23 protein-coding genes and 2 pseudogenes are annotated in these 25,065 nt (G+C 74.4%); 17 read left to right on the top strand and 8 right to left on the bottom strand.

Annotation, left to right across the window (positions count from 1 at the left end):
* The first annotated feature begins 2 nt into the window (after positions 1 to 2).
* Together L6E17_RS04065 and L6E17_RS04060 are read left to right on the top strand one after the other, a co-directional pair.
* Positions 3 to 1,238, top strand: a complete 1,236-nt coding sequence (locus L6E17_RS04065) for an aminotransferase class V-fold PLP-dependent enzyme (protein ID WP_236239352.1) — start codon at positions 3 to 5, stop codon at positions 1,236 to 1,238.
* A 42-nt stretch (positions 1,239 to 1,280) separates the two neighbouring features.
* A complete protein-coding gene (locus tag L6E17_RS04060; RefSeq protein WP_308315819.1) occupies positions 1,281 to 1,961 on the top strand; it encodes a class I SAM-dependent methyltransferase in 681 nt (226 codons plus the stop codon).
* Positions 1,962 to 2,184: 223 nt separating this feature from the next.
* Here the strand turns inward: L6E17_RS04060 and L6E17_RS04055 are convergent.
* The 3 genes and pseudogenes from L6E17_RS04055 to L6E17_RS04045 all read right to left on the bottom strand — a co-directional run.
* Positions 2,185 to 3,310 (bottom strand): annotated as a pseudogene (locus L6E17_RS04055) (cation:proton antiporter); the annotation flags it as partial.
* A 2-nt stretch (positions 3,311 to 3,312) separates the two neighbouring features.
* On the bottom strand, positions 3,313 to 3,783 hold the full coding sequence (locus L6E17_RS04050; RefSeq protein ID WP_236239351.1) for a cation:proton antiporter regulatory subunit: 471 nt from the start codon (positions 3,781 to 3,783) through the stop codon (positions 3,313 to 3,315).
* 126 nt (positions 3,784 to 3,909) lie between these two features.
* Positions 3,910 to 4,509 carry a DM13 domain-containing protein gene (locus tag L6E17_RS04045; RefSeq protein ID WP_236239650.1) on the bottom strand — a complete coding sequence of 200 codons (600 nt, stop codon included), beginning with the start codon at positions 4,507 to 4,509 and terminating at the stop codon, positions 3,910 to 3,912.
* Between the two features lie 149 nt (positions 4,510 to 4,658).
* On the opposite strand from L6E17_RS04045, the gene L6E17_RS04040 reads away from it, so the two are divergent.
* On the top strand, positions 4,659 to 5,105 hold the full coding sequence (locus L6E17_RS04040; protein ID WP_236239350.1) for a VOC family protein: 447 nt from the start codon (positions 4,659 to 4,661) through the stop codon (positions 5,103 to 5,105).
* 476 nt (positions 5,106 to 5,581) lie between these two features.
* Here L6E17_RS04040 and L6E17_RS04035 read toward each other — a convergent pair.
* A pseudogene (locus L6E17_RS04035) lies at positions 5,582 to 6,593 on the bottom strand (YihY/virulence factor BrkB family protein); the annotation flags it as partial.
* A gap of 191 nt (positions 6,594 to 6,784) precedes the next feature.
* On the opposite strand from L6E17_RS04035, the gene L6E17_RS04030 reads away from it, so the two are divergent.
* The 14 genes from L6E17_RS04030 to L6E17_RS03970 all read left to right on the top strand — a co-directional run bounded on the left by L6E17_RS04030 (position 6,785) and on the right by L6E17_RS03970 (position 20,746).
* Complete coding sequence (locus L6E17_RS04030; protein ID WP_236239349.1) at positions 6,785 to 8,440, top strand: acyl-CoA dehydrogenase family protein; 1,656 nt, start codon at positions 6,785 to 6,787, stop codon at positions 8,438 to 8,440.
* Between the two features lie 633 nt (positions 8,441 to 9,073).
* Positions 9,074 to 10,378, top strand: coding sequence for a GAF domain-containing protein (locus tag L6E17_RS04025; RefSeq protein ID WP_236239348.1), 1,305 nt, complete (start codon positions 9,074 to 9,076; stop codon positions 10,376 to 10,378).
* Positions 10,379 to 10,465: 87 nt separating this feature from the next.
* Positions 10,466 to 11,095: a GNAT family N-acetyltransferase gene (locus L6E17_RS04020; protein WP_236239347.1), complete on the top strand. Its 630-nt coding sequence runs from the start codon at positions 10,466 to 10,468 to the stop codon at positions 11,093 to 11,095.
* A 92-nt stretch (positions 11,096 to 11,187) separates the two neighbouring features.
* Entirely contained in the window at positions 11,188 to 11,271 is an 84-nt protein-coding gene (locus L6E17_RS31355; protein ID WP_319020140.1) for a putative leader peptide, read from the top strand.
* 136 nt (positions 11,272 to 11,407) lie between these two features.
* Entirely contained in the window at positions 11,408 to 13,105 is a 1,698-nt protein-coding gene (locus L6E17_RS04015) for a nitrite/sulfite reductase (RefSeq protein ID WP_236239346.1), read from the top strand.
* An 85-nt stretch (positions 13,106 to 13,190) separates the two neighbouring features.
* Positions 13,191 to 13,376 (top strand): hypothetical protein, encoded by a 186-nt coding sequence (locus L6E17_RS04010; protein WP_236239345.1) that lies wholly within the window; start codon positions 13,191 to 13,193, stop codon positions 13,374 to 13,376.
* Positions 13,373 to 14,074 (top strand): phosphoadenylyl-sulfate reductase, encoded by a 702-nt coding sequence (locus L6E17_RS04005; RefSeq protein WP_236239344.1) that lies wholly within the window; start codon positions 13,373 to 13,375, stop codon positions 14,072 to 14,074. Before L6E17_RS04010 ends, L6E17_RS04005 begins: the two co-directional genes overlap by 4 nt.
* A complete protein-coding gene (gene cysC, locus L6E17_RS04000) occupies positions 14,071 to 14,661 on the top strand; it encodes an adenylyl-sulfate kinase (RefSeq protein ID WP_236239343.1) in 591 nt (196 codons plus the stop codon). The genes L6E17_RS04005 and cysC overlap by 4 nt, the downstream gene beginning before the upstream one ends.
* Positions 14,658 to 15,599 carry a sulfate adenylyltransferase subunit CysD gene (gene cysD, locus L6E17_RS03995; protein ID WP_236239342.1) on the top strand — a complete coding sequence of 314 codons (942 nt, stop codon included), beginning with the start codon at positions 14,658 to 14,660 and terminating at the stop codon, positions 15,597 to 15,599. Before cysC ends, cysD begins: the two co-directional genes overlap by 4 nt.
* A gap of 2 nt (positions 15,600 to 15,601) precedes the next feature.
* Positions 15,602 to 16,945 carry a sulfate adenylyltransferase subunit 1 gene (locus L6E17_RS03990; protein WP_236239341.1) on the top strand — a complete coding sequence of 448 codons (1,344 nt, stop codon included), beginning with the start codon at positions 15,602 to 15,604 and terminating at the stop codon, positions 16,943 to 16,945.
* A 230-nt stretch (positions 16,946 to 17,175) separates the two neighbouring features.
* Positions 17,176 to 18,291: an aliphatic sulfonate ABC transporter substrate-binding protein gene (locus tag L6E17_RS03985; RefSeq protein ID WP_236239340.1), complete on the top strand. Its 1,116-nt coding sequence runs from the start codon at positions 17,176 to 17,178 to the stop codon at positions 18,289 to 18,291.
* 35 nt (positions 18,292 to 18,326) lie between these two features.
* A complete protein-coding gene (locus L6E17_RS03980; protein WP_236239339.1) occupies positions 18,327 to 19,118 on the top strand; it encodes an ABC transporter ATP-binding protein in 792 nt (263 codons plus the stop codon).
* Positions 19,105 to 20,001 carry an ABC transporter permease gene (locus L6E17_RS03975; RefSeq protein WP_236239338.1) on the top strand — a complete coding sequence of 299 codons (897 nt, stop codon included), beginning with the start codon at positions 19,105 to 19,107 and terminating at the stop codon, positions 19,999 to 20,001. Before L6E17_RS03980 ends, L6E17_RS03975 begins: the two co-directional genes overlap by 14 nt.
* Positions 20,002 to 20,005: 4 nt before the next feature.
* The gene (locus L6E17_RS03970; protein WP_236239337.1) at positions 20,006 to 20,746 is read left to right on the top strand and encodes a sirohydrochlorin chelatase; all 741 of its coding nucleotides are present in this window, start codon (positions 20,006 to 20,008) and stop codon (positions 20,744 to 20,746) included.
* A gap of 432 nt (positions 20,747 to 21,178) precedes the next feature.
* Here the strand turns inward: L6E17_RS03970 and L6E17_RS03965 are convergent, their stop codons facing one another.
* From L6E17_RS03965 to L6E17_RS03950, 4 genes are read right to left on the bottom strand one after another with little or no spacing between them, the layout of a single operon-like run.
* Positions 21,179 to 22,042, bottom strand: coding sequence for a hypothetical protein (locus L6E17_RS03965; protein ID WP_236239336.1), 864 nt, complete (start codon positions 22,040 to 22,042; stop codon positions 21,179 to 21,181).
* A complete protein-coding gene (locus L6E17_RS03960; RefSeq protein ID WP_236239335.1) occupies positions 22,039 to 22,911 on the bottom strand; it encodes an STM4011 family radical SAM protein in 873 nt (290 codons plus the stop codon). The genes L6E17_RS03965 and L6E17_RS03960 overlap by 4 nt, the downstream gene beginning before the upstream one ends.
* Before the next feature lie 9 nt (positions 22,912 to 22,920).
* Positions 22,921 to 24,258, bottom strand: a complete 1,338-nt coding sequence (locus L6E17_RS03955; protein WP_236239334.1) for an STM4012 family radical SAM protein — start codon at positions 24,256 to 24,258, stop codon at positions 22,921 to 22,923.
* On the bottom strand, positions 24,255 to 25,061 hold the full coding sequence (locus L6E17_RS03950) for an STM4013/SEN3800 family hydrolase (RefSeq protein WP_236239649.1): 807 nt from the start codon (positions 25,059 to 25,061) through the stop codon (positions 24,255 to 24,257). Before L6E17_RS03950 ends, L6E17_RS03955 begins: the two co-directional genes overlap by 4 nt.
* Between the last annotated feature and the right edge of the window lie 4 nt (positions 25,062 to 25,065).

Genomic DNA, 25,065 nt, shown 5'->3' with positions numbered 1-25,065 from the left:
CGATGACGACATCCGACACGCGCCCCGCGGCGGCCGGCTCCGCGGCGGGGCCCTCGGCCGGGCTGCGGGAGTGGCAGCGGCCGCTGCGCGAGCAGTTCCCGATCGTGACCGGCAACCCCAATCTCGCGTACCTGGACAGCGCGGCCACCGCGCAGAAGCCGAAGGCGGTCCTCGACGCCGTCCAGGCATACCTGACGGGCTGCAACGCCAACGCCGGGCGCGGCACCTACACCTGGGCGAACCGCACCACCGCGCTGATCGAGGAGACCCGGGAGCGGGTCAAGGCGTTCCTGGGCGACCCGGATCCCGACCGGTCCGCCGTGTGGTTCACCAGCGGGGCGTCCGAGGGACTGCGCAGCGTGGCCCGGGACTGGCTGGTGCGGTGGCTCGCGGACGGCGACGAGATCGTGGTGCCGTTCGCCGACCACGAGGCCAACCACCTGCCGTGGCTGGAGGCGCGAGACCTGCTCGCCGAGCGGGGGGTGCGGATCACCGTGCACCCCATGCCGTACCAGCAGGAGTCCCGGGACTACGACCTGGAGGCGCTGGCCGGGCTGGTCGGGGAGCGCACCCGGTTCGTGGCGGCCACGCACGTGCACCACGTGTACGGCGCCGACATGAACGTCCACCGGGTGCGGGAGGTGGTCGGGCCGGACGTCCCGATCTGCCTGGACGCCGCGCAGAGCGTCGGTCACCTGCCGGTGGACCTCGCCGCCCTGGACGTGGACTTCGCGGTGTTCTCCGGGCACAAGGCGATGGGCCTGCCGGGCACGGGCGTGGTCTGGGCGCGCGGGCGGCGCGGTGTCCCCTACCGGCCCGGCGGCTGGCAGGGCACGCCCAACACCACCGGCATCCTCAGCCTGCGGGCCGCGCTGGACTGGCTGGACGCGGCGGGCGTGGCCCGGATCGACGAGTGGACGGTCGGCCTGGGCGTGCGGCTCACGGACGGGCTGAGCCGACTCGGCTCGTACGAGGTGCTGGGCTGCCCGCTCAGCCTGTCCGCGGCGTCCTCGGTGCAGCGCAGGCAGGGCCTGGTCACCTTCCGGCACCACGGGATCAGCGCCAACGACCTGGGGTTCATCCTCGCCGCGCACGGGCTGCTGGTGCGGGCGGACGGGCTGTGCCAGGCGCGGGCCGGGGAGGCGGACAGTTCGGTGCGGGTCAGCCTGCACGTCTACAACACGCCCGAGGAGATCGACCGGCTCCTCGGGGTGCTGGAGGGCCTGGACACGGCCTGACGGCACGACGGAGCACCAACGGCAAGGGAGCACGAGGGGAAGATGTCCGGAACGACGACCATGGTGGCGCACGAGCTGACCGCCGAACGCGCGGGTGAGTGGATCCGCAGGTGGGACCTCCAGCAGGAGAGGTACGCGTGCGACCGCGAGGCCCGATTCACGGTGATCGCCGACGTCGTGGAGACCGCGACGGCCGCGGTCGGGCGTCCGCTGCTGGCGGACCTCGGCTGCGGCCCCGGCTCGCTCGCCGCCCGCCTCGCGGGGCGCATCCCGCGGGCCGAGGTCGTCGGGGTGGACACCGACCCGCTGCTCCTCGCGCTGGGGCGGGCCCACCACGGCTCGCTCGTGCGGTTCGCGGACGCCACGATCGGGGAGCCCGGCTGGCTGTCGGCGCTCGGGCTGGACCGGCCGCTGGACGCGGTGGTGTCGGCGACGGCGCTGCACTACCTGCCGGAGCCGGCGCTGCTCGCCGTGTACGGGCAGCTCCGGGAGAGCCTGCGGCCGGGCGGGGTGCTGGTCAACGGCGACCACCTGTTCCAGGAGGACCCGGCGGTGGCGCGGCTCGCGGCCGTCGTGGGCCGCCGCCACGCCGAGCGGCACGGGGCGGACGCGCACGAGGACTGGCGCGGCTGGTGGGCGGCGGCCACCAGGGCGCCGGAGCTGGCCGGCCCGCTCGCGGAGCGGGCCCGGCGGGGGCCGGCGCCGGCGGCGACAACGGGTTGACGCTCCGCCGGCACGTGGAGCTCCTCCGCACGGCGGGGTTCGCCGCGGCGGGGCCCGTGTGGCAGTACGGGCCGAAGCTGCGTCCTGGTGGCGGTGCGCGCCTGAGGGGCCGGGTCACCCCGCGGTGGAGGTGTCCGGGGCCTCGGTGCGCTCCCCGTGCCCGGGGACGGCTTCCGGCGCCGCCGCGGGCGGCGGCCCAGCAGGTCGCGCAGCCCGTACAGGGCGGGCTGCGTCCACCGTGCGGTGAACGGTCCGAGCATGACGAGGATCAGCACGTACGCCGTGGCGAACGGGCCGATCCTCGGCTCCGTGCCGACGGCGAGCCCCGCGATGACGATGGAGAACTCGCCGCGGGCGACGAGCGCGCCGCCCGCCCGGAACCGGCCGCGGCGGCCCACGAGGGCGCGGCCGGCCGCGTACCAGCCGGTGTAGACCTTGGTGAGGGCGGTGACGAACGCCAGCAGGAGTGCGGGCAGCAGCACCGGGGGGATGGCGCCGGGGGCCGTGGAGAGGCCGAAGAAGAGGAAGAACACCGCGGCGAACAGGTCCCGCAGCGGGGCGAGGATCTTGCGGGCGCCCTCCGCCACCTCGCCGGACAGGGCGATGCCGACGAGGAACGCGCCGACGGCGGCGGACACCTGGAGCCGCTGGGCGAGGCCGGCGACGAGCACGGTCAGGCCGAGGACGACGAGGAGCAGCATCTCGGGGTTGTCGGAGGACACCGCCCGGCTGATGTGGCGGCCGTGGCGCAGGGCCAGGTAGAGGACGACGCCGACCGTGCCGAGGGAGATCAGCAGGGTGACGCTGCCGCCGGCGAGGCTCACGCCCGCGAGGAGGACGGTGAGCACCGGCAGGTACACGGCCATCAGCAGGTCCTCCATGACGAGGATGCCGAGGACGACGGGTGTCTCGCGGTTGCCGAGGCGGCCGAGGTCGGTGAGGACCTTCGCGATGACGCCGGAGGAGGACACCCAGGTGACGCCGGCGAGGGCGAAGGCGGCGACCGGCCCCCAGCCCAGCAGCAGGGCGGCGGCCGCGCCGGGGGTGGCGTTGAGGACGAAGTCGACGAGGCCGGAGGGGTACTGGGTGCGCAGGCTGGTGACGAGTTCGGAGGCGCTGTACTCCAGGCCGAGCAGGAGCAGCAGCAGGATCACCCCGATCTCGGCGCCGACGGCGACGAAATCCGCCGTGGCGTCGAGCGGCAGGATGCCGCCGTCGCCGAAGGCGAGCCCTGCCAGCAGGTAGAGGGGGATCGGGGAGAGCCCGAGGCGTTCGGCGAACCGGCCGGCAAGGCCGAGGGCGAGGATGACCGCGCCCAGTTCGATGAGGAGGGCGGCCGTGTCGTGCACGGTCACTCACCGCCGATGATCGCGTCGAGCGCGTCCACGCCCTCGCGGGTGCCGACGACGACCAGCGTGTCGCCGATGGCGAGCCGGAAGTCGGGTCCGGGTGACGGGTGGGCGCTCGTCCGGCGCAGGACGGCGACGACGGAGGCGCCGGTGCGGGTGCGGGCACGGGTGTCGCCGAGCAGCCGCCCCCCGTACGGGGAGCGGCTGGTGACCTGGATGTGCTCGGTGACGAGGTCGAGCCCGTCGGTGCGGATGCCGTCCACCGGGACGGGGTCGATGAGCTGGGCGAGGGCGGCGGCGTCCTCGGGCGTGAGGGCCACCGCCGCCTCGCAGGTGTCGGGGTCGTCGTCCCGGTAGAAGCCGAGGAAGCGGCGACCGTCGCGGTGGACGACCACGGAGAGCCTGCGGCCCTCCTCGGTGGTGAAGTCGTACTGCGCGCCGACGCCGGGCAAGGGGGTGCGACGGGTGGGCATGACCGCACCTCCGGGGCGATGTGCGTGGGGCGGAACGGCAGCACGCACACCTTATCAACACATATGCAGCTATACGCCTTGTATGCCCGGTATACGTATGTCAGGCCCCGGACCTGCGGCGGTGCGTCACGCCTTCTTCAGCTCGGCCGCGCCGAAGGACACGTCGAACCGGTCGCACCAGATGCTGACGCTGCCGTACGCGGCCAGGTCGAAGCCGGCGGGCAGCGCGTAGTTCTGGTCGCCCTTGTTGCCCTTGAGCTTGCCGAGGTCGACGTACGCGCCGTCGTCGAAGACGCCCCAGCCGGCCTTGCCCTCGATCACGGGGGCGTCGGTCACCCACACCTTCAGGTCCGGGCCGTTGCTGGTGTCGAGGTCCTCCAGGCGGAGGACCTGGGAGCCGTCGGGCAGCCGCAGGACGCTGACCGTGCCGGTGGTGCCGTGCTCGTGCGTGACAAAGGTGCCCGTGGCGAGCGTCTGCGGGCCCGCGTCGGGCGACGGCGACGCGGGGGCCTGCGCGGACGGCTCCTGCGACGGGGCGGCGGCAGCGGGGGCGCCGGAGTCCGCCGGGGCGGTGACGACCGCGCCGGGCAGCGCCTCGTCGACCGTCTCGTCCGTGGCCAGCTTCCACGGCTGGAACCAGTACAGCCCGAAGCCGAGCGCCACCAGGGCGACCACCGCCACCCCCACCGCCACCGGTCGGGTCACCAGCTTCCGTACGCCGGCCATCGCCACCGCCTCCTCGCCTATCGCTGTCGTGGAGGCCATTCAACGCGAAGAACGCCCCCGCAGGGGCTTCACCCGGATGACGGAAGTCTTACGTTCGCTCATGTCCGACCCTGACAGGGCCGGCGGGGACGGGCGCCTAGGCTGCGGCCATGACACCGACCCCGCGCTTCGACGCCCTCGGCCTGGTCGTCTCCGACATGGCCGCCACCCTCGCCTTCTACCGCCTCCTCGGCCTGGACATCCCCGCCTCCGCCGACACCGCCCCGCACGCGGAGGCCGCGCTGCCCGGCGGCATGCGCGTCATGTGGGACACCGAGGACACCGTCCGCTCGTACGACCCGGGGTGGACCCGGCCGAGCGGCGGCGACGCGGTCGCGCTCGCCTTCCGCTGCGCGAGCCCCGCGGAGGTCGACGCGACCTACGACGCGCTGCTCGCGGCCGGCCACCGCGGCCACCTCGCCCCCTGGGACGCGGTGTGGGGGCAGCGGTACGCCGTCGTGCTGGACCCGGACGGCCGGGGCGTGCAGCTCTACGCGGACGCGACCGGATCGGCCGCCCCGGAGGGCACGGGCGCGGCGGAGCCGCCGGCGCCGTGAGCCGGCCACCGGGGCGAGCCGCCCGCGCAGTGAGCCGGCGCGGGCCCGGGCCTCCGGCTGCACGCCCCGGCCCTACGGGCCGTCAGCCCTGCGCAGGCCGCCCGCGCGACGGTACGGGCGGTCAGCGCCGCGCCGGGCCGCGGGAGCCGGCCTGCGGGCGGCGGCACGAGCGGTCAGCGCGGTGGCGGTCCGCGTCGGCCGGCCGGCGGGCCGGCCGTGCACCGGCCGAGCTCCGTCTGCGCTCAGTGGTGGCTCCCGTCCTTGCGGTGCCTGCCCCTCTTCTTCTCCGCCGCCCGCTCCTGCGGCTCCTCCCCGCCGGACCGGGGTCGTCCGGGCGGCGCGCCGCGGGCGGCCCTTCCGGGGCCGCCCGTCCGCGCGGGGCTTCTCGGGCGGCGTGCTCCGCGGGGGCTTCTTCTCCGGCGGCTTCTTCGCCGGCGGCTTCTTCTCGGCCGGCTTCTGCTCGGCCCGGTCGTTCCTCTCCCACTGGAAGCGGCTCTTCACGTCGTCGGGCGGCAGGAACCGGGACCACCGCTCCGGGAACTCCGCGGGCATGTCGGGGTCGTCGGGGTCCGCCTCCGGCGCCGTCCCGCGGGCGCGGGCCACCAGCGCGGCGGCCTCGGCCGCGCGGGCGCGCTCGGTCTCGGCGCGCGCGGCGGCGGTGGTGACGGAGGGCCAGACCCGGTCGATGGCGGCGTTGACGGCGGCGCCGACCAGCACGGCGAACGCCGAGATGCCGATCCACAGCAGGACGGCGATGGGCGCGGCCAGCGACCCGTAGATGGTGGGGCCCTCGACCGTGCCGGTCAGGTAGATGCGCAGCAGGAAGCTGCCCAGCACCCACATGGCGAGGGCGACCAGGGCGCCCGGCACGTCCTCCACCCAGGGCGACCGCACCGGGACGGACACGTGGTACAGGGTCGTCAGGAACGCGATGGACAGAAGGATGACGACCGGCCAGTACAGGACGGCGACGACCTCCGTCCCCCAGGGCACCAGCTCCACCACCCGGTCGGGGCCGACCACGGCGAGCGGCAGCACGACCGCGCCGATCAGCAGGGCGACGATGTAGAGGAGGAAGGCGAGCAGCCGGGTCGCGACGATGCCGCGGTGCCCGTCCAGGCCGTACATGACGGTGATGGTGTCGATGAAGACGTTCACGGCGCGGGACCCGGACCACAGCGCGATGGCGAAACCGATCGAGATCACGTCGGGCCGGCCGGCGCGGGTGACGTCCTCGATGAGCGGGCGGGCGATCTCGTTGACACCGCGGTCGGACAGGACCGTGCCGACGGCGGCGAGGATGTTCCTCTCGATGGACGCGACGGTGGTGGTGTCGGTCCACTCGTCGATGTAGCCGAGGAGGCCCAGCAGGCCGAGCATCAGGGGCGGCAGGGAGAGCAGGGTGAAGAACGCGGCCTCCGCGGCGAGGCCCAGGATGCGGTACTCGATGCACGAGTTGACGGTGTCCTTGAGGAGGAGCCAGGCCAACTTCCGCTTGGAGACGTTGCGGTAGAGGACCCTCGCCCGGTGGAGCAGGCCCGAGGACCCGTCCTGGGCGCCGTGTCCCCCCGGGGCACCGGGGTCCGCGGAGGAGGCCCCGGCGGGGCCGCCGGATACGGCCGCTCCCCTGGCCGACTCGGGTGTTTCCTTTGCTGCCTGCACCTCCTTACCGTATCCGCATGGCAGCCACCACCCACACCGTGACCAACCAGCCTCCGCCGCTGGTCGGGTACGACGTCTTCACCGCCGACCGGGCCCTCGCCGAGGCCGTGGAACGTCATCTTCCTCCCGGACTCCACGAGGAGGCCCGGACGGAGCTGTCCACGCTCGGCACCAGCGCCGGCTCCGTCCACGCCCTCAGCTGGGGCGCCCTCGCCAACGAGAACCCGCCGAAACTGCGCACCCACGACCGCTACGGCCACCGGATCGACGAGGTGGACTTCCACCCCGCCTGGCACCGCCTGCTGGGCCACGCGGTCAGCGCCGGGCTGACCGCCGCCTGGTCGACCCCGGGCGGCCACGTGCGGCGCGCGGCGGGCTTCCTCGTGTGGACGCAGGCCGAGGCGGGGCACGGCTGCCCGCTGTCGATGACCCACGCGGCCGTGCCGGCCCTCCGCGCGGACCCGGAGCCGGCGGCCTTCTGGGAGCCGAAGCTGACCTCGCGGGTGTACGAGGGGGAGGAGCTGCGCCCGGCCGCGCAGAAGACCGGCGTGCTCTTCGGCATGGGCATGACCGAAAAGCAGGGCGGCAGCGACGTGCGGGCCAACACGACGGCGGCGGCCCCGCTGGCGGCGGAGGGCGAATACGCGCTGACGGGGCACAAGTGGTTCTGCTCCGCGCCGATGTCCGACGGGTTCCTGGTGCTGGCGCAGGCGGCCGAGGGGCTGACGTGCTTCCTGGTGCCGCGGGTGCTGGAGGACGGCACCCGGAACGTGTTCCGCATCCAGCGGCTCAAGGACAAGCTGGGGAACCGGTCCAACGCCTCCGGCGAGGTCGAGTTCGACGGGACGTGGGCGCGCCGGGTGGGCGAGGAGGGCCGCGGGGTCCGCACCATCATCGAGATGGTGGCGGCGACCCGGCTGGACTGCGTGCTGGGGTCGGCGGCGCTGATGCGGCAGGCGGTGGCGCAGGCCGTGCACCACACCTCGTACCGCAGTGCCTTCGGCGGACTCCTCGTGGACAAGCCGCTGATGCGCAACGTCCTGGCTGACCTGGCGCTGGAGTCCGAGGCGGCGACCGTCCTCGGGATGCGGCTCGCGGCGGCGTACGACGCGGTGGAGGCGGGCGGCCGGGACGCGGAGGGCGAGCGGGCGCTGCTGCGCCTCGCCGTGCCCGCCGCCAAGTACTGGGTGACGAAGCGGTGCACGCCGACGGCGGCGGAGGCGCTGGAGTGCCTGGGCGGCAACGGCTACGTGGAGGAGTCCGGGATGCCCCGGCTGCTGCGTGAGGCGCCGCTCAACTCCATCTGGGAGGGCTCCGGCAACGTCCAGGCCCTGGATGTGCTGCGGGCGCTGCAGCGGGAGCCGCGGGCGCTGGACGCGTACCTGACGGAGGTCGGGCTGGCCCGGGGCGCGGACCACCGGCTGGACGCGGCCGTCAAGGGGCTGCTGACGGAACTGGCCGACCTGGAGGGCCTGGAGGCCCGGGCGCGGCGGCTGGTGGAGCGCATGGCGCTGGTGCTGCAGGGCTCGCTGCTGGTGCGGTTCGCACCGCCCGAGGTCGCGGACGCGTTCTGCGGCTCGCGGCTCGGCGGGGACTGGGGGGCGGCGTTCGGGACGCTGCCGCACACCCTGGGCCTCGGGGCGGTCGTGGAGCGGGCGCGGGCCGTCGTGTAGCCCCCGGAACCGCCGCGGCGAGCCGCGGGCCAGGACACTGGGGCGCGCGGGGATCCGTGGGGGCGCTGACCCGTGCGTACGGACGGGGGGTGCGGACGGACAGGGTGCGGACGGACAGGGTGCGGACGGACAGGGTGCGGACGGACAGGGTGCGGACGGACAGGGTGCGGACGGGGGGGCCGGGGCTGCGGGCAGTGGCGCTTGCGGCATCAGTGCACAGGGGCACCCCGACAGCGGCGCTTGCGGCGCCGCGTCCACACCGGTGCCGCGTCCCTACGGGGTGCCGTCCCTACGGGGTGCCGCTGCTGCATCAGGGCGCCGCTCGGAGCGTTCCGTGTGGGGAGAGGTGCGCGCAGGGCGGGCGCGGGAGGCCGGGCGTGCGGAGGGCGCGGGCCGTGGAGTGGCGGCCCGCGCCCGGAGAGCGGCTGGGATGGTGCTGCGCCGACACGGCACCATCCCGTCGCGCACCGGGAGCCGCGCGGCGGACCGCGCGGAATCCGGTACGGCCCCACTGTCGTACAAGCGGACGGGCCCGCGGGAGAGTTGCAAGAGGTTGCACCCGGCGCCGCGGGCCCCGGGGGCGCGGGGGATGATGACGCGGACCAGCAACGGTGCGCGGGGCGGGGAGGGCCCATGCGGAACGCCACAGTGGAGATGACGCGCCTCGCCGCGATGGACCCCCGCGAGGCGACACGGCTCCTGAAGGGCATCCGGGACGCGGCGCTGCGCGGCCGCAGGGCCCCGCTGACGCCGCGCGCCGACATCCAGGCGTCCTGGCAGCGGATGCTGCGCGAGGGCGTGGACCCGGACCGGGACCGCCGCTCCGACCTGCTGCCGGCGGCGGAGCTGGAGGCGCGCCGGGCGGCGTCGCCGCTGCTGCACGTCCTGCCGGTGCTGCGGGAGGGCCTGATGCAGCTGCCCGGCTCGGTGGCGGATCCGGTGCGGCACATCATGGTCGTGGCGGACGCCGAGGGCCGGGTGCTGTGGCGGGAGGGGCACTCCTCGGTGCTGCGGATGGCGGACGGGCACGGCTTCGAGCCGGGCGCCGACTGGCGGGAGTCGACCGTCGGCACCAACGGGGTGGGGACGGCGCTGGTGGCGCGCCGCCCGGTGCAGGTGCACTCGGCGGAGCACTTCGTGGCGACCCACCACCCGTGGACCTGTGCGGGGGCGCCGATCACGGACCCCAGGGACGGTCGGCTCATGGGGGTGCTCGACCTGAGCGGGCCGGTGGCGACGGTGCATCCGGCGACCCTGCTGCTGGTGGGGTCGGTGGCCCGACTGGCGGAGGCGGAGCTGCGCAATCGGCACCTGTCGGAGCTGGCGCGGCTCCGGGCGGTCGCGGCGCCGCTGCTGCACCGGGTGGGCGGCCGGGCCGTGGCGGTGGACCTGCACGGGTGGACCGCGGCGGTGACGGGCACGGCGGCGCAGGACCGGCTGCCGCTGCCGGAGTCCGTCGGGCCGGGCGGCCGGGTGTGGCTGCCGTCGCTCGGCGAGTGCGCGGTGGAGCCGCTGCCGGGCGGCTGGCTGCTCAGGGTGGTGGACGGCGGGGAGGCCGGGGCGGCGGATGCTGCGGCGACGCGGGTGGTGCTGGACCTGAGCCGGGCGCGGTGCTGGACGGTGCGGGTGTCGGGGACGGCGGGCGGCTGGACGCGGGAGCTGAGCCCGCGCCACGCGGAGCTGCTGTACGTGCTGGCGGTGCACCGGGACGGGCGGACGGCGGCGCAGCTCGCCGCCGACGTGTTCGGGGACCGGACCAGGACGGTGACGGTGCGGGCGGAGATGTCGCGGGTGCGGCGCACTCTGGGGGGTGTGCTGGCACACCGCCCTTACCGGTTCAGGGACGACGTGGAGGTGGAGGTGGTGGGGCCGCAGGAGGCGCGGGACCTCCTGCCGCACTCCACGGCGCCGGCGGTGGTGGCGGCGCGCGGAGCGTGAGACGGCGTCCCACTCTGTGACACGCAGCCCCGGTGCCGCCACCGTCAGGCTTTGGCCACGGCCGATGCGGCGTGGTTCGCTGACCCCATGAGCATCACCGTGACGACCTGGTACCTGGAGCAGACCTCGCCCGAGGATCTGCGCCCCTCCCCCGCGCCCGGCGGTGACCTGCGGATCGAGCGGGCGGGGGTGCCCTCGCCGGAGTTCAGCAGATTCCTCTACACGGCGGTCGGCGGCGACCTGCACTGGGTGGACCGGCTGGGGCTGACGTACGCGCAGTGGCGGGAGATCCTTGAGCGTCCCGGTACGGAGACGTGGGTGGCGTACGAGCAGGGGACGCCGGCGGGGTACGTGGAGCTGAGGGCGCACGACGCCGAGGACGGGGACGGGGTCGGGGACGGGGGCGCTGTCGAGATCGTCTACTTCGGGCTGCTCCCGGCGTTCCGGGGCCGCGGCATCGGCGGGCACCTGCTGTCGTACGGCACGGCGCGGGCCTGGGACCTGGCCGGCCGCTGGCCGGGGCGGACGCCGACGAAGCGGGTGGTGCTGAACACCTGCTCGCTGGACGGCGAGCACGCCATGGACAACTACCTGCGGCGGGGCTTCCGGCTGTACGACACGCAGACGGCCGAGCGGCCCGAGACCGAGGCGCCCGGAGCGTGGCCGGGCGCCGGCGACCGGTCCGGCGGCCCCGCCGCGAGCCGCGCCGGCGCGTGACCCCGACCACACTTGTCCACAATGCGGGACACCTCTGTCCACATCCCGGACGAAGGTGGACTGAGTCCAATCTCCCGTGACACGCTTCCGTCATGTCTGAAGCTGGAATTGCCTTGGTGAGTCGGCGGCACGTCGACCTCGGCCGCATGTCCAGCGCCATGTGTCCGGCGCTCTGAGCGAACCCGCACGCCCAGCTCCGCCGCGATCAGAAGACTTCCCCGACTTTCCCGCGCAATGTCGCGCAAGGCCCTGCCTTGCGCGACATTGCGCAGGTCAGAGCCGCCCTCCTGCAGTCCCGAAGGACGTATAGCCATGGCCGCCACCCCCGAAAAGCCCACACCCGCCACGCCCCGCCGCAAGCCGGGGCGCCACCGTGGCGAGGGCCAGTGGGCGAGGGGACACTTCACTCCCCTCAACGGCAATGAGCAGTTCAAGAAGGACGACGATGGTCTCAATGTGCGGACACGTATTGAGACGATCTACGCGAAGACCGGTTTCGACTCCATCGACCCCAACGACCTGCGCGGCCGGATGCGCTGGTGGGGCCTCTACACCCAGCGCAAGCCCGGCATCGACGGCGGCAAGACGGCCGTCCTGGAGCCGGAGGAGCTGGACGACGAGTACTTCATGCTGCGCGTCCGCATCGACGGCGGCCGCCTGACCACGCGCCAGCTCCGGGTGATCGGCGAGATCTCGCAGGAGTTCGCCCGCGGCACCGCCGACATCACCGACCGGCAGAACGTCCAGTACCACTGGATCCGCATCGAGGACGTCCCGGAGATCTGGCGCCGGCTGGAAGAGGTCGGGCTGTCCACCACCGAGGCGTGCGGCGACACCCCGCGCGTCATCATCGGCTCGCCGGTCGCCGGCATCGCCGAGGACGAGATCATCGACGGCACGCCCGCCATCGAGGAGATCCAGCGCCGCATCATCGGCAACAAGGACTTCTCCAACCTGCCCCGCAAGTTCAAGTCCGCGATCTCCGGCTCGCCGCTCCTCGACGTGGCCCACGAGATCAACGACATCGCCTTCGTGGGCGTCGAGCACCCCGAGCACGGCCCCGGCTTCGACGTGTGGGTCGGCGGCGGCCTGTCCACCAACCCGAAGATCGGTGTCCGGCTCGGCGCCTGGGTGCCGCTCGACGAGGTCCCCGACGTCTACACCGGTGTCATCTCGATCTTCCGCGACCACGGCTACCGGCGGCTGCGCAACCGCGCCCGCCTCAAGTTCCTGGTCGCCGACTGGGGTGCCGAGAAGTTCCGCCAGGTGCTGGAGGACGACTACCTCAAGCGCAAGCTGGTCGACGGCCCCGCACCCGCCCGGCCCGTCGCCGAGTGGCGCGACCACGTCGGCGTGCACCGCCAGAAGGACGGCCGCTACTACGTCGGCTTCGCGCCGCGCGTCGGCCGGGTCGACGGCGCCACCCTCACCAAGATCGCCGAGGTGGCCGAGGCTCACGGCTCCGGCCGGGTCCGCACCACCGTCGAGCAGAAGATGATCGTGCTCGACGTCGAAGAGGACCGGGTCGAGTCGCTGTCCGCCGCCCTGGAGGCCCTGGACCTGCGGGTTGCGCCGTCACCGTTCCGGCGCGGCACCATGGCCTGCACCGGCATCGAGTTCTGCAAGCTGGCCATCGTCGAGACCAAGGCGCGCGGCGCGTCCCTGATCGACGAACTGGAGCGCCGCATGCCGGACTTCGACCAGCCGATCACCATCAACGTCAACGGCTGCCCCAACGCGTGCGCCCGCATCCAGGTCGCCGACATCGGCCTCAAGGGCCAGCTCGTCCTCGACGACGAGGGCCGGCAGGTCGAGGGCTTCCAGGTGCACCTGGGCGGCGCCCTCGGCCTGGAGGCCGGCTTCGGGCGCAAGGTGCGCGGCCTGAAGGTCACCTCCGCCGAGCTCCCCGACTACGTCGAGCGCGTCCTCACCCGCTTCCAGGCGGAGCGCGAGGACGGCGAGCGGTTCGCCGCCTGGGTGGCGCGGGCCTCCGAGGAGTCCCTGTCATGAGCGGCGCGACGAAGGCCACCGGACCGCGGAACACGGAACCCGCACAGGTGCGCCGCACCGGCGCAGCGGCGAAGGAGGAGACGCGATGAGCGAGCGCGCGGCGCCCTTCCACTGCCCGTACTGCGGCGACGAGGACCTCAGGCCGCACGAGACCGGGCACGGCGCGTGGGAGTGCGCGGCCTGCAACCGCGCCTTCCAGCTGAAGTTCCTGGGCCTGCTGGCCCGGGGCCTCCAGCGCCACGACAGCAGCGGAGGGGGCGACCGGACATGACGGAGACCGCCACGGAGGACCGGCTGCGGGCACTCGCCGAGCAGGCGGGCCGCGAACTGGAGGACGCCCCGGCGCTGGACATCCTGACGTGGGCCGCCGACACCTTCGGCAAGCGCTTCTGCGTCACCTCCTCCATGGAGGACGCGGTCGTCGCCCACCTCGCGTCCCGGGCCTTCCCGGGGGTGGACGTGGTGTTCCTGGACACCGGCTACCACTTCGAGGAGACCATCGGCACCCGCGACGCGGTGGCCGCGGTGATGGACGTCAACGTCATCACGCTGACCCCGCGCCAGACCGTCGCCGAGCAGGACGCGCAGTACGGTCCGGCGCTGCACGACCGGGACCCGGACCTGTGCTGCGCGCTGCGCAAGGTGAAGCCGCTGGAGGAGGGCCTCGGCGCCTACGACGCCTGGGCGACCGGGCTGCGCCGCGACGAGTCCCCCACCCGGGCGGGCACGCCCGTCGTCGGCTGGGACGCCAGGCGCCGCAAGGTCAAGGTGTCGCCGATCGCCCGCTGGACGCAGGACGACGTCGACGCGTACGTGGCCGAGCACGGCGTCCTCACCAACCCGCTGCTGACGGACGGCTACGCCTCCGTCGGCTGCGCCCCGTGCACCCGCCGGACGGCGGTGGGCGAGGACGCCCGCGCCGGCCGCTGGGCGGGCCGCGCCAAGACGGAATGCGGGCTGCACGGATGACGTACGGACAGATCTCACAGGACGGGCAGGAGAAGCACGTGACTGCGGCCGGGACCACCGGGGCCACCATCTGGCTCACGGGTCTGCCGAGCGCCGGCAAGACCACCATCGCGTACGAGCTGGCCGGGCGGCTGCGCGACGAGGGCCACCGCGTGGAGGTCCTCGACGGCGACGAGATCCGCGAGTTCCTCTCCGCGGGCCTCGGCTTCAGCCGCGAGGACCGGCACACCAACGTGCAGCGCATCGGCTTCGTCGCCGAGCTCCTCGCCTCCCACGGCGTGAAGGTCCTCGTGCCCGTCATCGCCCCGTACGCCGACAGCCGCGAGGCGGTGCGCAAGCGCCACCAGCGGGAGGGCACCCCGTACGTGGAGGTGCACGTCGCGACCCCGGTCGAGGTGTGCTCCGTACGCGACGTGAAGGGCCTGTACGCCAAGCAGGCGGCCGGCGAGCTCAGCGGGCTGACCGGCGTCGACGACCCGTACGAGGAGCCGGAGAGCCCCGACCTGCGGATCGAGTCCCACCACCAGACGGTGCAGGAGTCCGCCGAGGCGCTGCACACGCTGCTCACCGAGAGGGGTCTGGCGTGACGACCACCGTCAGCAACACCGTCCCGTCGGGGACCGACAGCCCGTTCGCGCTGTCGCACCTGGACGCGCTGGAGTCCGAGGCCGTCCACATCTTCCGCGAGGTGGCGGGCGAGTTCGAGCGGCCGGTGGTCCTGTTCTCCGGCGGCAAGGACTCGATCGTCATGCTGCACCTGGCGCTGAAGGCGTTCGCGCCCGCCGCGGTCCCCTTCTCGCTGCTGCACGTCGACACCGGGCACAACTTCCCCGAGGTCATCGAGTACCGCGACCGGACGGTGGCGGCGCACGGGCTGCGCCTGCACGTGGCGTCGGTGCAGGACTACATCGACCGCGGCGTGCTCAGGGAGCGCCCCGACGGCACCCGCAACCCGCTGCAGACCGTGCCGCTCACCGAGGCGATCCAGCAGCACCGCTTCGACGCCGTCTTCGGCGGCGGGCGGCGCGACGAGGAGAAGGCCCGCGCCAAGGAGCGCGTGTTCAGCCTCCGCGACGAGTTCTCGCAGTGGGACCCGCGCCGCCAGCGGCCCGAGCTGTGGCAGCTCTACAACGGCCGGCACGCGCCCGGTGAGCACGTGCGGGTGTTCCCGCTGTCGAACTGGACCGAGCTGGACGTGTGGCAGTACATCGCCCGCGAGGGCATCGAGCTGCCGGAGATCTACTTCGCGCACGAGCGCGAGGTGTTCGCCCGGGGCGGCATGTGGCTGACGGCCGGCGAGTGGGGCGGCCCGAAGGACGGCGAGACCGTCGAGAAGCGGATGATCCGCTACCGCACGGTCGGCGACATGTCCTGCACCGGCGCAGTCGACTCCGACGCCACCACGCTCGACGCCGTGATCGCCGAGATCGCCGCGTCCCGGCTGACCGAGCGGGGCGCCACCCGCGCCGACGACAAGCTGTCCGAGGCGGCGATGGAAGACCGCAAGCGCGAAGGGTACTTCTAGACATGACCAGCACCACCACCGCGGCCGCCGAGCGGCTGTCGGCCACCACCCTGCTGCGCTTCGCCACCGCCGGTTCCGTCGACGACGGCAAGTCGACCCTGGTCGGCCGGCTGCTGCACGACTCCAAGTCGGTGCTCGCCGACCAGCTGGAGGCCGTCGAGCACGCCTCGCGCAGCCGCGGCCAGGAGGCCCCCGACCTGGCGCTGCTCACCGACGGCCTGCGGGCCGAGCGCGAGCAGGGCATCACGATCGACGTGGCGTACCGCTACTTCGCCACGGCCCGGCGCCGGTTCATCCTCGCCGACACCCCGGGCCACGTGCAGTACACCCGCAACATGGTCACCGGTGCCTCCACGGCCGAGCTGACCGTGATCCTCGTCGACGCCCGCAACGGCGTCGTGGAGCAGACCCGCCGGCACGCCGCCATCGCCGCCCTGCTGCGGGTCCCGCACGTCGTCCTCGCCGTCAACAAGATGGACCTGGTCGGCTACGAGGAGCCCGTCTTCGCCCGTATCGCCGAGGAGTTCACGGCGTACGCGAGCGAGCTCGGCGTCCCGGAGATCACCGCGATCCCGATCTCGGCGCTCGCCGGCGACAACGTGGTGGAGCCGTCCGCGCACATGGACTGGTACGGCGGCCCGACGGTGCTGGAGCACCTGGAGACGGTCCCGGTCAGCCACGACCTGACGTCCTGCCACGCCCGCCTGCCGGTCCAGTACGTGATCCGCCCGCAGACCGCCGAGCACCCCGACTACCGCGGCTACGCCGGCCAGATCGCCGCCGGAACGTTCCGCGTGGGCCAGGAGGTCACCGTCCTCCCGTCGGGCCGCACCTCGCGGATCAGCGGCATCGACCTGCTCGGCGAGCCGGTCGACGTGGCGTGGACCCCCCAGTCCGTCACCCTCCTGCTGGAGGACGACATCGACATCTCCCGGGGCGACCTGATCGTGCCGCAGGGCGACGCGCCCGCGACCACCCAGGACGTCGAGGCGACCGTCTGCCACGTCGCCGACCAGCCGCTGAGCGTCGGGCAGCGGGTGCTGCTGAAGCACACCACGCGCACGGTCAAGGCGATCGTCAAGGAGATCCCGTCCCGGCTCACCCTGGACGACCTCTCCCAGCACGCCGCCCCCGGGCAGCTCGTCGCCAACGACATCGGCACCGTGAAGGTCCGTACGGCCGAGCCGCTGGCGCTCGACGCGTACGCCGACTCGCGCCGCACCGGCTCCTTCCTGCTCATCGACCCCGCCGACGGCACCACGCTGGCGGCCGGCATGGCCGGCGAGTCCTTCGCCACCGGGAAGACGGCGGCCGCCGTGGTCGACGACGAGGGCTGGGACTTCTGATGGGCCGCCGGCCGGCCTGCGCCGACGTGTACGCGACCTTCGCCAAGGAAGGCGGCCGCGTCGGCTCCGGCTGCGTCGGCTCCGGAACCGGAGGCGTCGCGCGATGTGCCCGATGACCCCCGGCCGGCCGGCCCTGCCCGGCCCCCGACGACGACCCCACGCCGACCGCCCGGCGCCGCCCCCGACCCCGTACGGGACGTAGGCCCGGGCCGACGAGAGGAACCCCTCCCGTGCCCCCTGCCTCCCGCCCCGCTCCCCCGCAGCGCCGCGCCGTCGCCGCCGCGGTGGTCCTGCCGCTGCTGCTGGCCCTGACGTCGTGCCTCGGCTACGGCTCGCAGGCGGTGCGGGACGCGCCGAAGGTCGCCCCGCAGGGGCCGAAGCTGTCGGCGGACGCGGTGCGCGTCGGGTACTTCGCGAACCTCACGCACGGCACGGCGCTGGTGGGCGACCGGGAGGGCTTCTTCCAGAAGGAGCTGCGCGGCACCCGGCTGACCACGGCCGTGTTCGGCGCGGGCCCGTCCGCGATCGAGGCGCTCAACGGCGGCTCGGTGGACATCGCCTTCGTCGGCCCGTCGCCCGCCGTCAACGGCTACGTCCGGTCGGGCGGCACCAACCTGCGGATCGTGGGCGGCGCGGCCTCCGGCGGGGTGAAGCTGGTGGTCGACCCGGAGCGCATCCGCACGGTCGCGGACGTCAAGGGCAAGCGGATCGCGTCACCGCAGTACGGCAACACCCAGGACGTGGCGCTGCTGCACTGGCTCGCGCAGCAGGGCTGGCAGGTGGACCCGCAGAGCGGCAAGGGCGACGTGTCGGTGGTCCGCACCGACAACAAGATCGCCCCCGACGCGTACCGGTCCGGCGCCGTCGACGGGGCGTGGGTGCCGGAGCCGACCGCGTCGAAGCTGGTCGCCGAGGGGGCCAGGGTGCTGCTGGACGAAGCGTCGCTGTGGCCGGACGAGCAGTTCCTGATCACCGCCATCGCGGTGTCCCAGCGCTTCCTCGACGCCCATCCGGACGTCGTGGAGGCGGTACTGCGCGGCGCGGCGCAGGCCAACGCGTGGATCAACGCCGACCGCGACCGGGCGAAGCAGTCGGTGAACGCGCAGCTGCAGAAGATGTCGGGCAAGCCGCTGCCGGCGGAGGTGCTCGACCCGGCCTTCGCGTCCGTCCGCTTCCTCGACGACCCGCTGGCCGCCACCCTGCGGGCCCAGGCCGACCACGCGGTGGCGGCGGGCCTGCTGGACAGGCCCGACCTGAGCGGCATCTACGACCTGAGACCGCTCAACAGGACCCTCACGGCCGCCGGCAAGCCCGCGGCCTCCGACGCCGGCCTCGGCGTCCGCTGACCGTACGAGACCGCACACCCCAGGAGGTGACGACCATGGCCATCACGCTCACGACGGCCCGGGCCGAGGACCGCACCGCGGTCGAGTACGCCGCTCGGCTGGAGCACGTGTCGAAGTCATTCGCCGGGCCCGCGGGGCAGCAGCTCGTCCTGGACGACATCAGCCTCGATGTCGCCCCGGGCGAGTTCGTCACCCTGCTCGGGGCCTCCGGCTGCGGCAAGTCGACGCTGCTGAACCTCGTGGCCGGCCTCGACCGGCCGTCCTCGGGCACCCTCGCCACCGACGGCCGCCCGGCGCTGATGTTCCAGGAGCACGCGCTCTTCCCGTGGCTGACCGCCGGGAAGAACATCGAGCTGGCGCTGAAGCTGCGGGGCGTGCCCAAGGCGGAGCGGCGCGGCGAGGCCGAGCGGCTGCTGGAGCTGGTACGGCTGGGCGGCGCCCACGGCAAGCGCGTGCACGAGCTGTCCGGCGGCATGCGCCAGCGGGTCGCCATGGCCCGCGCGCTCGCGCAGGACAGCCGGCTGCTGCTGATGGACGAGCCGTTCGCCGCGCTCGACGCGATCACCCGGGACGTGCTGCACGGCGAGCTGACCCGGATCTGGCAGGAGACGGGCCTGTCGGTGCTGTTCGTCACCCACAACGTACGGGAGGCCGTGCGGCTGGCGCAGCGCGTGGTGCTGCTGTCGTCCCGGCCGGGCCGCATCGCCCGGGAGTGGACCGTCGGCATCCCGCAGCCGCGCCGCATCGAGGACGCCGCGGTGGCGGAGCTGTCCCTGGAGATCACGGAACAACTGCGGGGGGAGATCCGCCGACATGGCCAGCACTGACACGAGGAAGGACGCGGGCGGCCGGGCGGACGACCTGGAGGACCTGGAAGCGGGACTCGACGCCTTGGAGGCGGTGGAGACCCGCAGGACCCCGCTGCGCCAGACGCTGGTGAGCAAGGTGCTGCCGCCCGTGGTGGCGGTGGCGCTGGTCCTCGCGGTCTGGCAGGGCCTGGTCTGGGCCGAGGTCACCGACGCCTACAAGCTGCCGTCGCCGTCCGCGGTGTGGGACAGCCTGGCCGAGATGTGGCTGCAGGGGACGCTGTTCGGCGTCATGTGGACCAGTGTGTCCCGGGCGCTGTTGGGTTTCGTGCTGGCCCTGGCGATCGGCACGCCGCTGGGCCTGCTCGTGGCCCGGGTCAGGCCCGTCCGGGCGGCCATCGGCCCGATCCTCTCCGGCCTGCAGTCCCTCCCCTCGGTGGCCTGGGTGCCGCCGGCGGTCCTGTGGCTGGGCCTGAACGACCGGATGATGTTCGCGGTGATCCTGCTGGGCGCCGTGCCGTCGATCGCGAACGGCCTGGTGGCGGGCGTCGACCAGGTGCCGCCGCTGTTCCTGCGCGCCGGCCGCACCCTGGGCGCCACCGGCCTGCGCGGCGCCTGGCACGTCGTCATGCCCGCCGCGCTGCCGGGCTACCTGGCGGGCCTCAAGCAGGGCTGGGCCTTCTCGTGGCGGTCGCTCATGGCCGCCGAGATCATCGCGTCCTCCCCGGACCTCGGCCTCGGCCTCGGCCAGCTGCTGGACAACGGCCGCAACAACGCCGACATGCCCGGGATCTTCCTGGCGATCCTGCTCATCCTGCTCGTCGGTATCGCCGTCGACCTGCTGGTCTTCAGCCCGCTGGAACGCCGGGTGCTGCGCCGCCGCGGCCTGCTGGGCAGGAGCTGAGCCCATGACCCCTCCCGTGCTGCTGATCGTCGCCCACGGCAGCCGCGACCCGCGGCACGCCGCGACCGTCCACGCCCTGGCGCGGGCGGCCGCCGGTCTGCGGCCGGGCCTGCGCGTCGAGACGGCGTTCCTCGACTTCACTCTCCCGTCGGTCCCTGCGGTCCTGGAGTCCCTGGCCGCGCAGGGCGTACGGGACGTGGTGGCGCTGCCGCTGCTGCTGACCCGGGCGTTCCACGCGAAGGCCGACATCCCGGCGGTGCTCCGCGAGGCGCCCGCGGGCCTGCGCGTCCGCCAGGCGGAGGTGCTCGGCCCGTCGCCCCTGCTGCTCCAGGCGGTGGAACGCCGCCTGTACGAGGCGGGCCTGACGCCCGCCGACAAGCCCGCGACCGGCCTCGTGCTGGCCTCCGCGGGCTCCACCGACCCGGAGGCGAACGCGGTGATCGCGGAAACGGCGCGGGAGCTGCGGCGCGCCGGTTGGTGCGCCGTGCGGCCCGCGTTCGCCTCCGCGGTGTCCCCCCGCACGGAGGACGCCGTACGGGCCCTGCGGGCCGACGGCGTGCGGCGCGTGGCGGTCGCCCCGTACGTCATCGCCCCCGGCCGCCTCCCGGACCGCATCGCGGCGGGCGCGGCGGACGCCGACGTCCTGGCGGACGTCCTCGGCCCGTGCCCGGAACTGGCCCGGCTGCTGCTGGTCCGGTACGACGGCGCCGCCGCACCGGCCCGGCGGTGGGCGGCGGCGGTCTAGGGGTGCCGCCCGCGAGCGTGGCCGGCCTGCGGCGGGAGCGCCACGGCGTGCGGCTGCGCGAGCGGGCGGGAGGGCCCGGGGAGGAGTGCCCACCGGTGCCTGACTCCTGCGGTGCCGGAAGCGCGCCTGGGCCCTTGCCTCACCCGGGCGGCCGCGACAGCGGGTCCCGGGCCGGTGAGGCAGGACGCTCGGTCTCCGGCCGGAGGGCTCATGCGTGCCCTGGCGCCCGGCGCGCCGCCACGGTGGCCACTCGAAGGGCCCCGGCGCCGGCGGCCCCCGCGCCGACCGCGCAGGCGCCCGGGGCCCCGGCGCACAGCCGACCCGCCCCGCCTTGCCTCCGGTGCCGCCCCGGCCGTGTGCCGGGCGGCCCCTGCAACGCGTCAGCGGCCCCTGCGGGGCGACCCGTCCCGGTCCCGGACCCGGTGCGGCGGTTCAGGCCGCGGCATCCGGTCCGAAGACGACGTCGATGAGGGCCTCGGCGGACGACGGGTCGCCCGCCAGGGCGCCGGCCTCGCGGATCCCGTCGGCGCTGACCAGCCCGTGCCTGGCCATGGCGATGGCGTCGTGGATGCCGTCGCCGTCGCCGTGCGCGCACATCGCGAAGTACCAGCGGATCGCCTGCACGGCGTCGGGAGCCGTGCCGAGTCCGTCCCGGTACCGGCACGCCGCGGCGTACATCGCCCCTGTGTGGCCCTGCTCGGCGGCCCGCAGGTACCAGTGCAGCGCCTCGTCGTCGCGGTCCTCGTCCGACAGCCGGTCGCCGAGCACCGCACCGGCGGGGACGACCCCGTGCAGCGCCGCGCCCTCCAGCAGCCGCAGGGCCTCGGCGCGGGCGGCGGCGCGGTCTCTGTCGGGAGCGGTGTCGCCGGCACCGTCACCGAGGATGAGCTGCGCCAGGTTGAAGGCGGCGTAGGCGTCGCCCGCGTCGGCGGCCGCGCGCAGCAGACCGGCCGCACGCGCGCGGTCCGGGGCGACGCCCCGGCCTTCGAGGAGGAGGTAGCCGTAGGTGCGCAGGCCGGCCGGGTCGCCCGCGTCGGCCGCCCGGCGCGCGTATTCCGCGGCGGTCGGCAGCGCCGCGTCTTCGCAGTACTCCAGCAGGATCCCGGCGAGCAGCGCGGCCGCGTCGGCTCGGCCCCCGTCGGCGAGGTCCCGCAGCCGGGGTGCCACGGCGACGGCGCCGTCGGCTCCTTCGCGGCTGCCTTCTACCGCGGCCCGGACGTAGGCGTCTGCCGCGGCGGTCCAGTCGCCGCCGCGGGCGGCGCGGCGGGCCTCTGCCAGCAGCTCGTCGACGGTCATGGGGCTCCTGTCACGGGGGCGGCGGGGTGGGCGGCGGGGATCCGTTCCAGGACGCCTCCCGCGAAGACGTCGTAGAGCGGCAGCGTCTCCAGGTGGACGTAGCCGATGTGGCAGTCGCACCGGGCGAGCGGGCAGGGGCGCGGGGCGAGGGCGCTGCGGTAGGAGCCGTCGTAGAGGTTGCCGAGCTCGGCGGGGACGAAGTGGCAGCGGCGGACCGCGCCGTCCCCGTCCACGGAGATCACGGACTCGCCGGTGCGGCACGGCAGGCCCGCCGAGCGGTGCGGGTGGCGGCTGTAGGGGAAGAGCGGATCGAGGGCGGTCCACTCGGCGGCCTCGGCGTCGGTGTAGGTGCGGCCCTCGGCGGCGTTGACCCACAGGTAGACGTGTCGGGGCAGGTCGGCGCGCAGGCGGCGGGCGTGCTCCAGGTGCTGGGGCAGGCCGACGGTGCCGACGCTGAAGCGGACGGACCGGTCGGCGAGGTCGCGGGCCTTGGCCAGGAACCGGTCGTAGGGCGTCTGGCCGGGGTGGTACGTGCACCACAGGGCGATGGTGTCCGGGTCGGCGTCCGCCAGCCAGTCGGTGCGGCAGCTCAGATTGGTCTGGATGGCGACCCGCCGGACGTGCGGGGTGTGGGACAGCTCGACGAGTGCCTGCCGGTACCAGGAGCGGACGAGCCCCTCTCCCCAGGGGGTGAAGAGGACGGAGAGCCGGTCCCCGGTCTGCTGCCGCGCCCAGGTGGTGAAGCGGGTGAGCGCGGCGCGGTCGGCGCGCAGTCGGTCGGGGGTGTCGCGGCGCTTGGCGAAGGGGCAGTAGGGGCAGTCGTAGTCGCAGGACGAGAGGGGCCCGCGGTAGAGGATCGTGAGGTCCATGGGCGTCGGCTACTTCGGTTCGTATGCGGCCATCGCGGCCCGGACGGCCGGCGAGAACAGCTCGGGGCCGAGGGCGTCGGAGTGCGCGAGCCCCTCCGGGGAGAGCCGCAGCAGTCCGTCGGGTGCGGTGCGGTCGAGCCAGCCGCGGGCGGCGAACGCGGCGAGTTCGGCGGGGAAGTCGTCGTGCGGCGCGGAGCCGAAGCGGTCCCGGTAGTCGGCCGACGGCATGCCCCGGGCCTGGAGCAGGGACTGCAGGAGGTGGCGCCGGCGGGCCTCGTCGCCGTCGACGTCCCGGCCGTTGACGGCCCGGGTGAAGTCCTCGGTGGCGGTGTAGTCGTCGATGATGCCCCGTATCTCGCGCATGTCGACGGCGTAGTCGAAGGAGTAGTGCAGCGCGGACGTGTAGGAGCGGGCTCCGCAGCCGAGTCCGATCATGCCGTCGGTCTGGCAGGCGTGGTCGTCGGGGCCCTGCGGGGGCGCGCCGGCCCGCCGGAACATCCGCATCGACACCTGCTCGTAGCCGTGGGCGAGGAGGTGGTCGCGGCCCTGCCGGTAGAGGGCGAGGCGCTGCGCGTCCCAGTCGCGGTCGGAGTGGGCGGTGCGGCGGGCAAGGCCGGTGAGCGGCCGGACGTACAGGGGGTACAGGTACAGCTCCTCCGGCCGCCACGCGAGGGCGGCGTCGAGGGAGGTGCGCCAGGTGGCCGGGGTCTGGCCGTCGATGCCGTAGATCAGGTCGATGTTGAGGACGGGGACGGCGGTGTCGCGGATGCGGCCGAGCGCGGCCTCGACGTCGGCGCGGCGCTGCGGGCGTACGGCGGCGCGGGCCTCGTCGTCGACGAAGCTCTGCACGCCGATGCTGAGCCGGGTGGCGCCGCGCTGCGCGAGGACGGCCAGCCGGTCGGCGGTCGCCGTCGCGGGCGAGACCTCCACCGAGAGGGGGACGGCCCGCAGGTCGGCGCCCATGCGCTTCTCCGCGATGTCGCAGAGGCGGTCCAGCTCGTCGGCGGTGAGGTAGGTGGGGGTGCCGCCGCCGAACGCGGCGTTCGCGAACCGTACGGGCTCGGCGGGGTCGTCGCCGAGGGCGTCGCGCACGGCGGCGGCCTGCCGGTCGAGCGCGTCGAGGTAGCGGCCGGTGAGCCCGTCGGGTGCGCCGATGCGGGTGAACAGGTTGCAGAAGCCGCAGCGGACCTCGCAGAACGGTATGTGCAGGTAGAGCGACAGGGCGTCCTTGCGTTCGCCGCGCCACAGGTCCCGCAGGGCGGGCCGGTCCGCCGGGGGGAAGGCCCGGTAGGCGGTCTTGTGGGGGTAGGCGTAGACGTAGCTCTGGTAGGGCCGGGGGGTGTTCATGCGGTCGGCTCCAGGGGGAAGTGGGCGTACGGCACGGTCCACACGGCTTCGTGGCCGAGGCGGTGGCCGGTGTATCCGTCGTCGCCGTAGGCGGTGCCGTGGTCGGAGCAGACGATGGCGAAGCAGCGGCGGCGGGAGCTCATGGCGGTGAAGAGGCGGCCGATGTGCCGGTCGACGTACTCCAGTGCGGCGGCGTGGGTGGCCCGGCTGTCGCCGGCTTCGGGCGTCGCGCCCGGCAGGTGGAACCAGTTGGGCTGGTGCAGCGCGGACACGTTGACGAAGAGGAACAGCCGCCGGTCGCGGGGGACCCGGGCGGCGACCTCCTCGGCCCGCGCCACCTGCGCCTCGAAGGAGGTGGGTGACGCCACGCCGAAGGCAGGCTCCCAGTGGCTCTCCCGGAACAGTCCCGGCAGGACGTCGCCGAGCGCGCCCTGCTTGTTGAAGAAGCCGACCCCGCCGATGCACACGGTGTGGTAGCCGGCGGCGGCGAGCCCGGACACGAGGTCCGGCGTGTCGAAGACGTAGGTGCGCCTGGCGGTGGTCTCGCTGCCGGCGAAGCGCGCCGCGAAGAGCCGGGGGTGCGGGCCCGGCGCGGCCGGGGTGGGCAGGAACCCGGCGAACATCGCCTGGTGCGAGGCGTAGGTGAAGCTGCCGGGTGCGTGGCGCTTCTCCCAGGTGCCGCCGGGCAGGTGCCGGGCCAGGTGGGGGATGCGGCCCGCGGCGGCCAGTTCGGCGGCCACGTCGTAGCGCAGGGTGTCGAGGGTGACGAGCAGGAGGTCGTCGCGTCCGACGACGCGGTTCATGTCG

The sequence above is a fragment of the Streptomyces sp. CC228A genome (genome assembly GCF_021390935.1).
In the GTDB taxonomy this organism is placed as follows: Bacteria; Actinomycetota; Actinomycetes; order Streptomycetales; family Streptomycetaceae; genus Streptomyces.
Note: the sequence above shows the minus strand (reverse complement) of the source record. Positions and strands in the feature narration are given on the sequence as shown.

Coding starts and splice junctions, on each gene's coding strand:
- L6E17_RS03960 (WP_236239335.1), bottom strand. CDS start 22,911: ATGGACCTCACGATCCTCTACCGCGGGCCCCTCTCGTCCTGCGACTAC.
- L6E17_RS04040 (WP_236239350.1), top strand. CDS start 4,659: ATGACACCGACCCCGCGCTTCGACGCCCTCGGCCTGGTCGTCTCCGAC.
- cysC (WP_236239343.1), top strand. CDS start 14,071: ATGACGTACGGACAGATCTCACAGGACGGGCAGGAGAAGCACGTGACT.
- L6E17_RS03955 (WP_236239334.1), bottom strand. CDS start 24,258: ATGAACACCCCCCGGCCCTACCAGAGCTACGTCTACGCCTACCCCCAC.
- L6E17_RS04005 (WP_236239344.1), top strand. CDS start 13,373: ATGACGGAGACCGCCACGGAGGACCGGCTGCGGGCACTCGCCGAGCAG.
- L6E17_RS04015 (WP_236239346.1), top strand. CDS start 11,408: ATGGCCGCCACCCCCGAAAAGCCCACACCCGCCACGCCCCGCCGCAAG.
- L6E17_RS03980 (WP_236239339.1), top strand. CDS start 18,327: ATGGCCATCACGCTCACGACGGCCCGGGCCGAGGACCGCACCGCGGTC.
- L6E17_RS04030 (WP_236239349.1), top strand. CDS start 6,785: ATGGCAGCCACCACCCACACCGTGACCAACCAGCCTCCGCCGCTGGTC.
- L6E17_RS03950 (WP_236239649.1), bottom strand. CDS start 25,061: ATGAACCGCGTCGTCGGACGCGACGACCTCCTGCTCGTCACCCTCGAC.
- L6E17_RS04050 (WP_236239351.1), bottom strand. CDS start 3,783: ATGCCCACCCGTCGCACCCCCTTGCCCGGCGTCGGCGCGCAGTACGAC.
- L6E17_RS04065 (WP_236239352.1), top strand. CDS start 3: ATGACGACATCCGACACGCGCCCCGCGGCGGCCGGCTCCGCGGCGGGG.
- L6E17_RS31355 (WP_319020140.1), top strand. CDS start 11,188: ATGTCTGAAGCTGGAATTGCCTTGGTGAGTCGGCGGCACGTCGACCTC.
- L6E17_RS04025 (WP_236239348.1), top strand. CDS start 9,074: ATGCGGAACGCCACAGTGGAGATGACGCGCCTCGCCGCGATGGACCCC.
- L6E17_RS03965 (WP_236239336.1), bottom strand. CDS start 22,042: ATGACCGTCGACGAGCTGCTGGCAGAGGCCCGCCGCGCCGCCCGCGGC.
- L6E17_RS03990 (WP_236239341.1), top strand. CDS start 15,602: ATGACCAGCACCACCACCGCGGCCGCCGAGCGGCTGTCGGCCACCACC.
- L6E17_RS04010 (WP_236239345.1), top strand. CDS start 13,191: ATGAGCGAGCGCGCGGCGCCCTTCCACTGCCCGTACTGCGGCGACGAG.
- L6E17_RS04020 (WP_236239347.1), top strand. CDS start 10,466: ATGAGCATCACCGTGACGACCTGGTACCTGGAGCAGACCTCGCCCGAG.
- L6E17_RS04045 (WP_236239650.1), bottom strand. CDS start 4,509: ATGGCCGGCGTACGGAAGCTGGTGACCCGACCGGTGGCGGTGGGGGTG.
- L6E17_RS03970 (WP_236239337.1), top strand. CDS start 20,006: ATGACCCCTCCCGTGCTGCTGATCGTCGCCCACGGCAGCCGCGACCCG.
- L6E17_RS03975 (WP_236239338.1), top strand. CDS start 19,105: ATGGCCAGCACTGACACGAGGAAGGACGCGGGCGGCCGGGCGGACGAC.
- L6E17_RS04060 (WP_308315819.1), top strand. CDS start 1,281: ATGTCCGGAACGACGACCATGGTGGCGCACGAGCTGACCGCCGAACGC.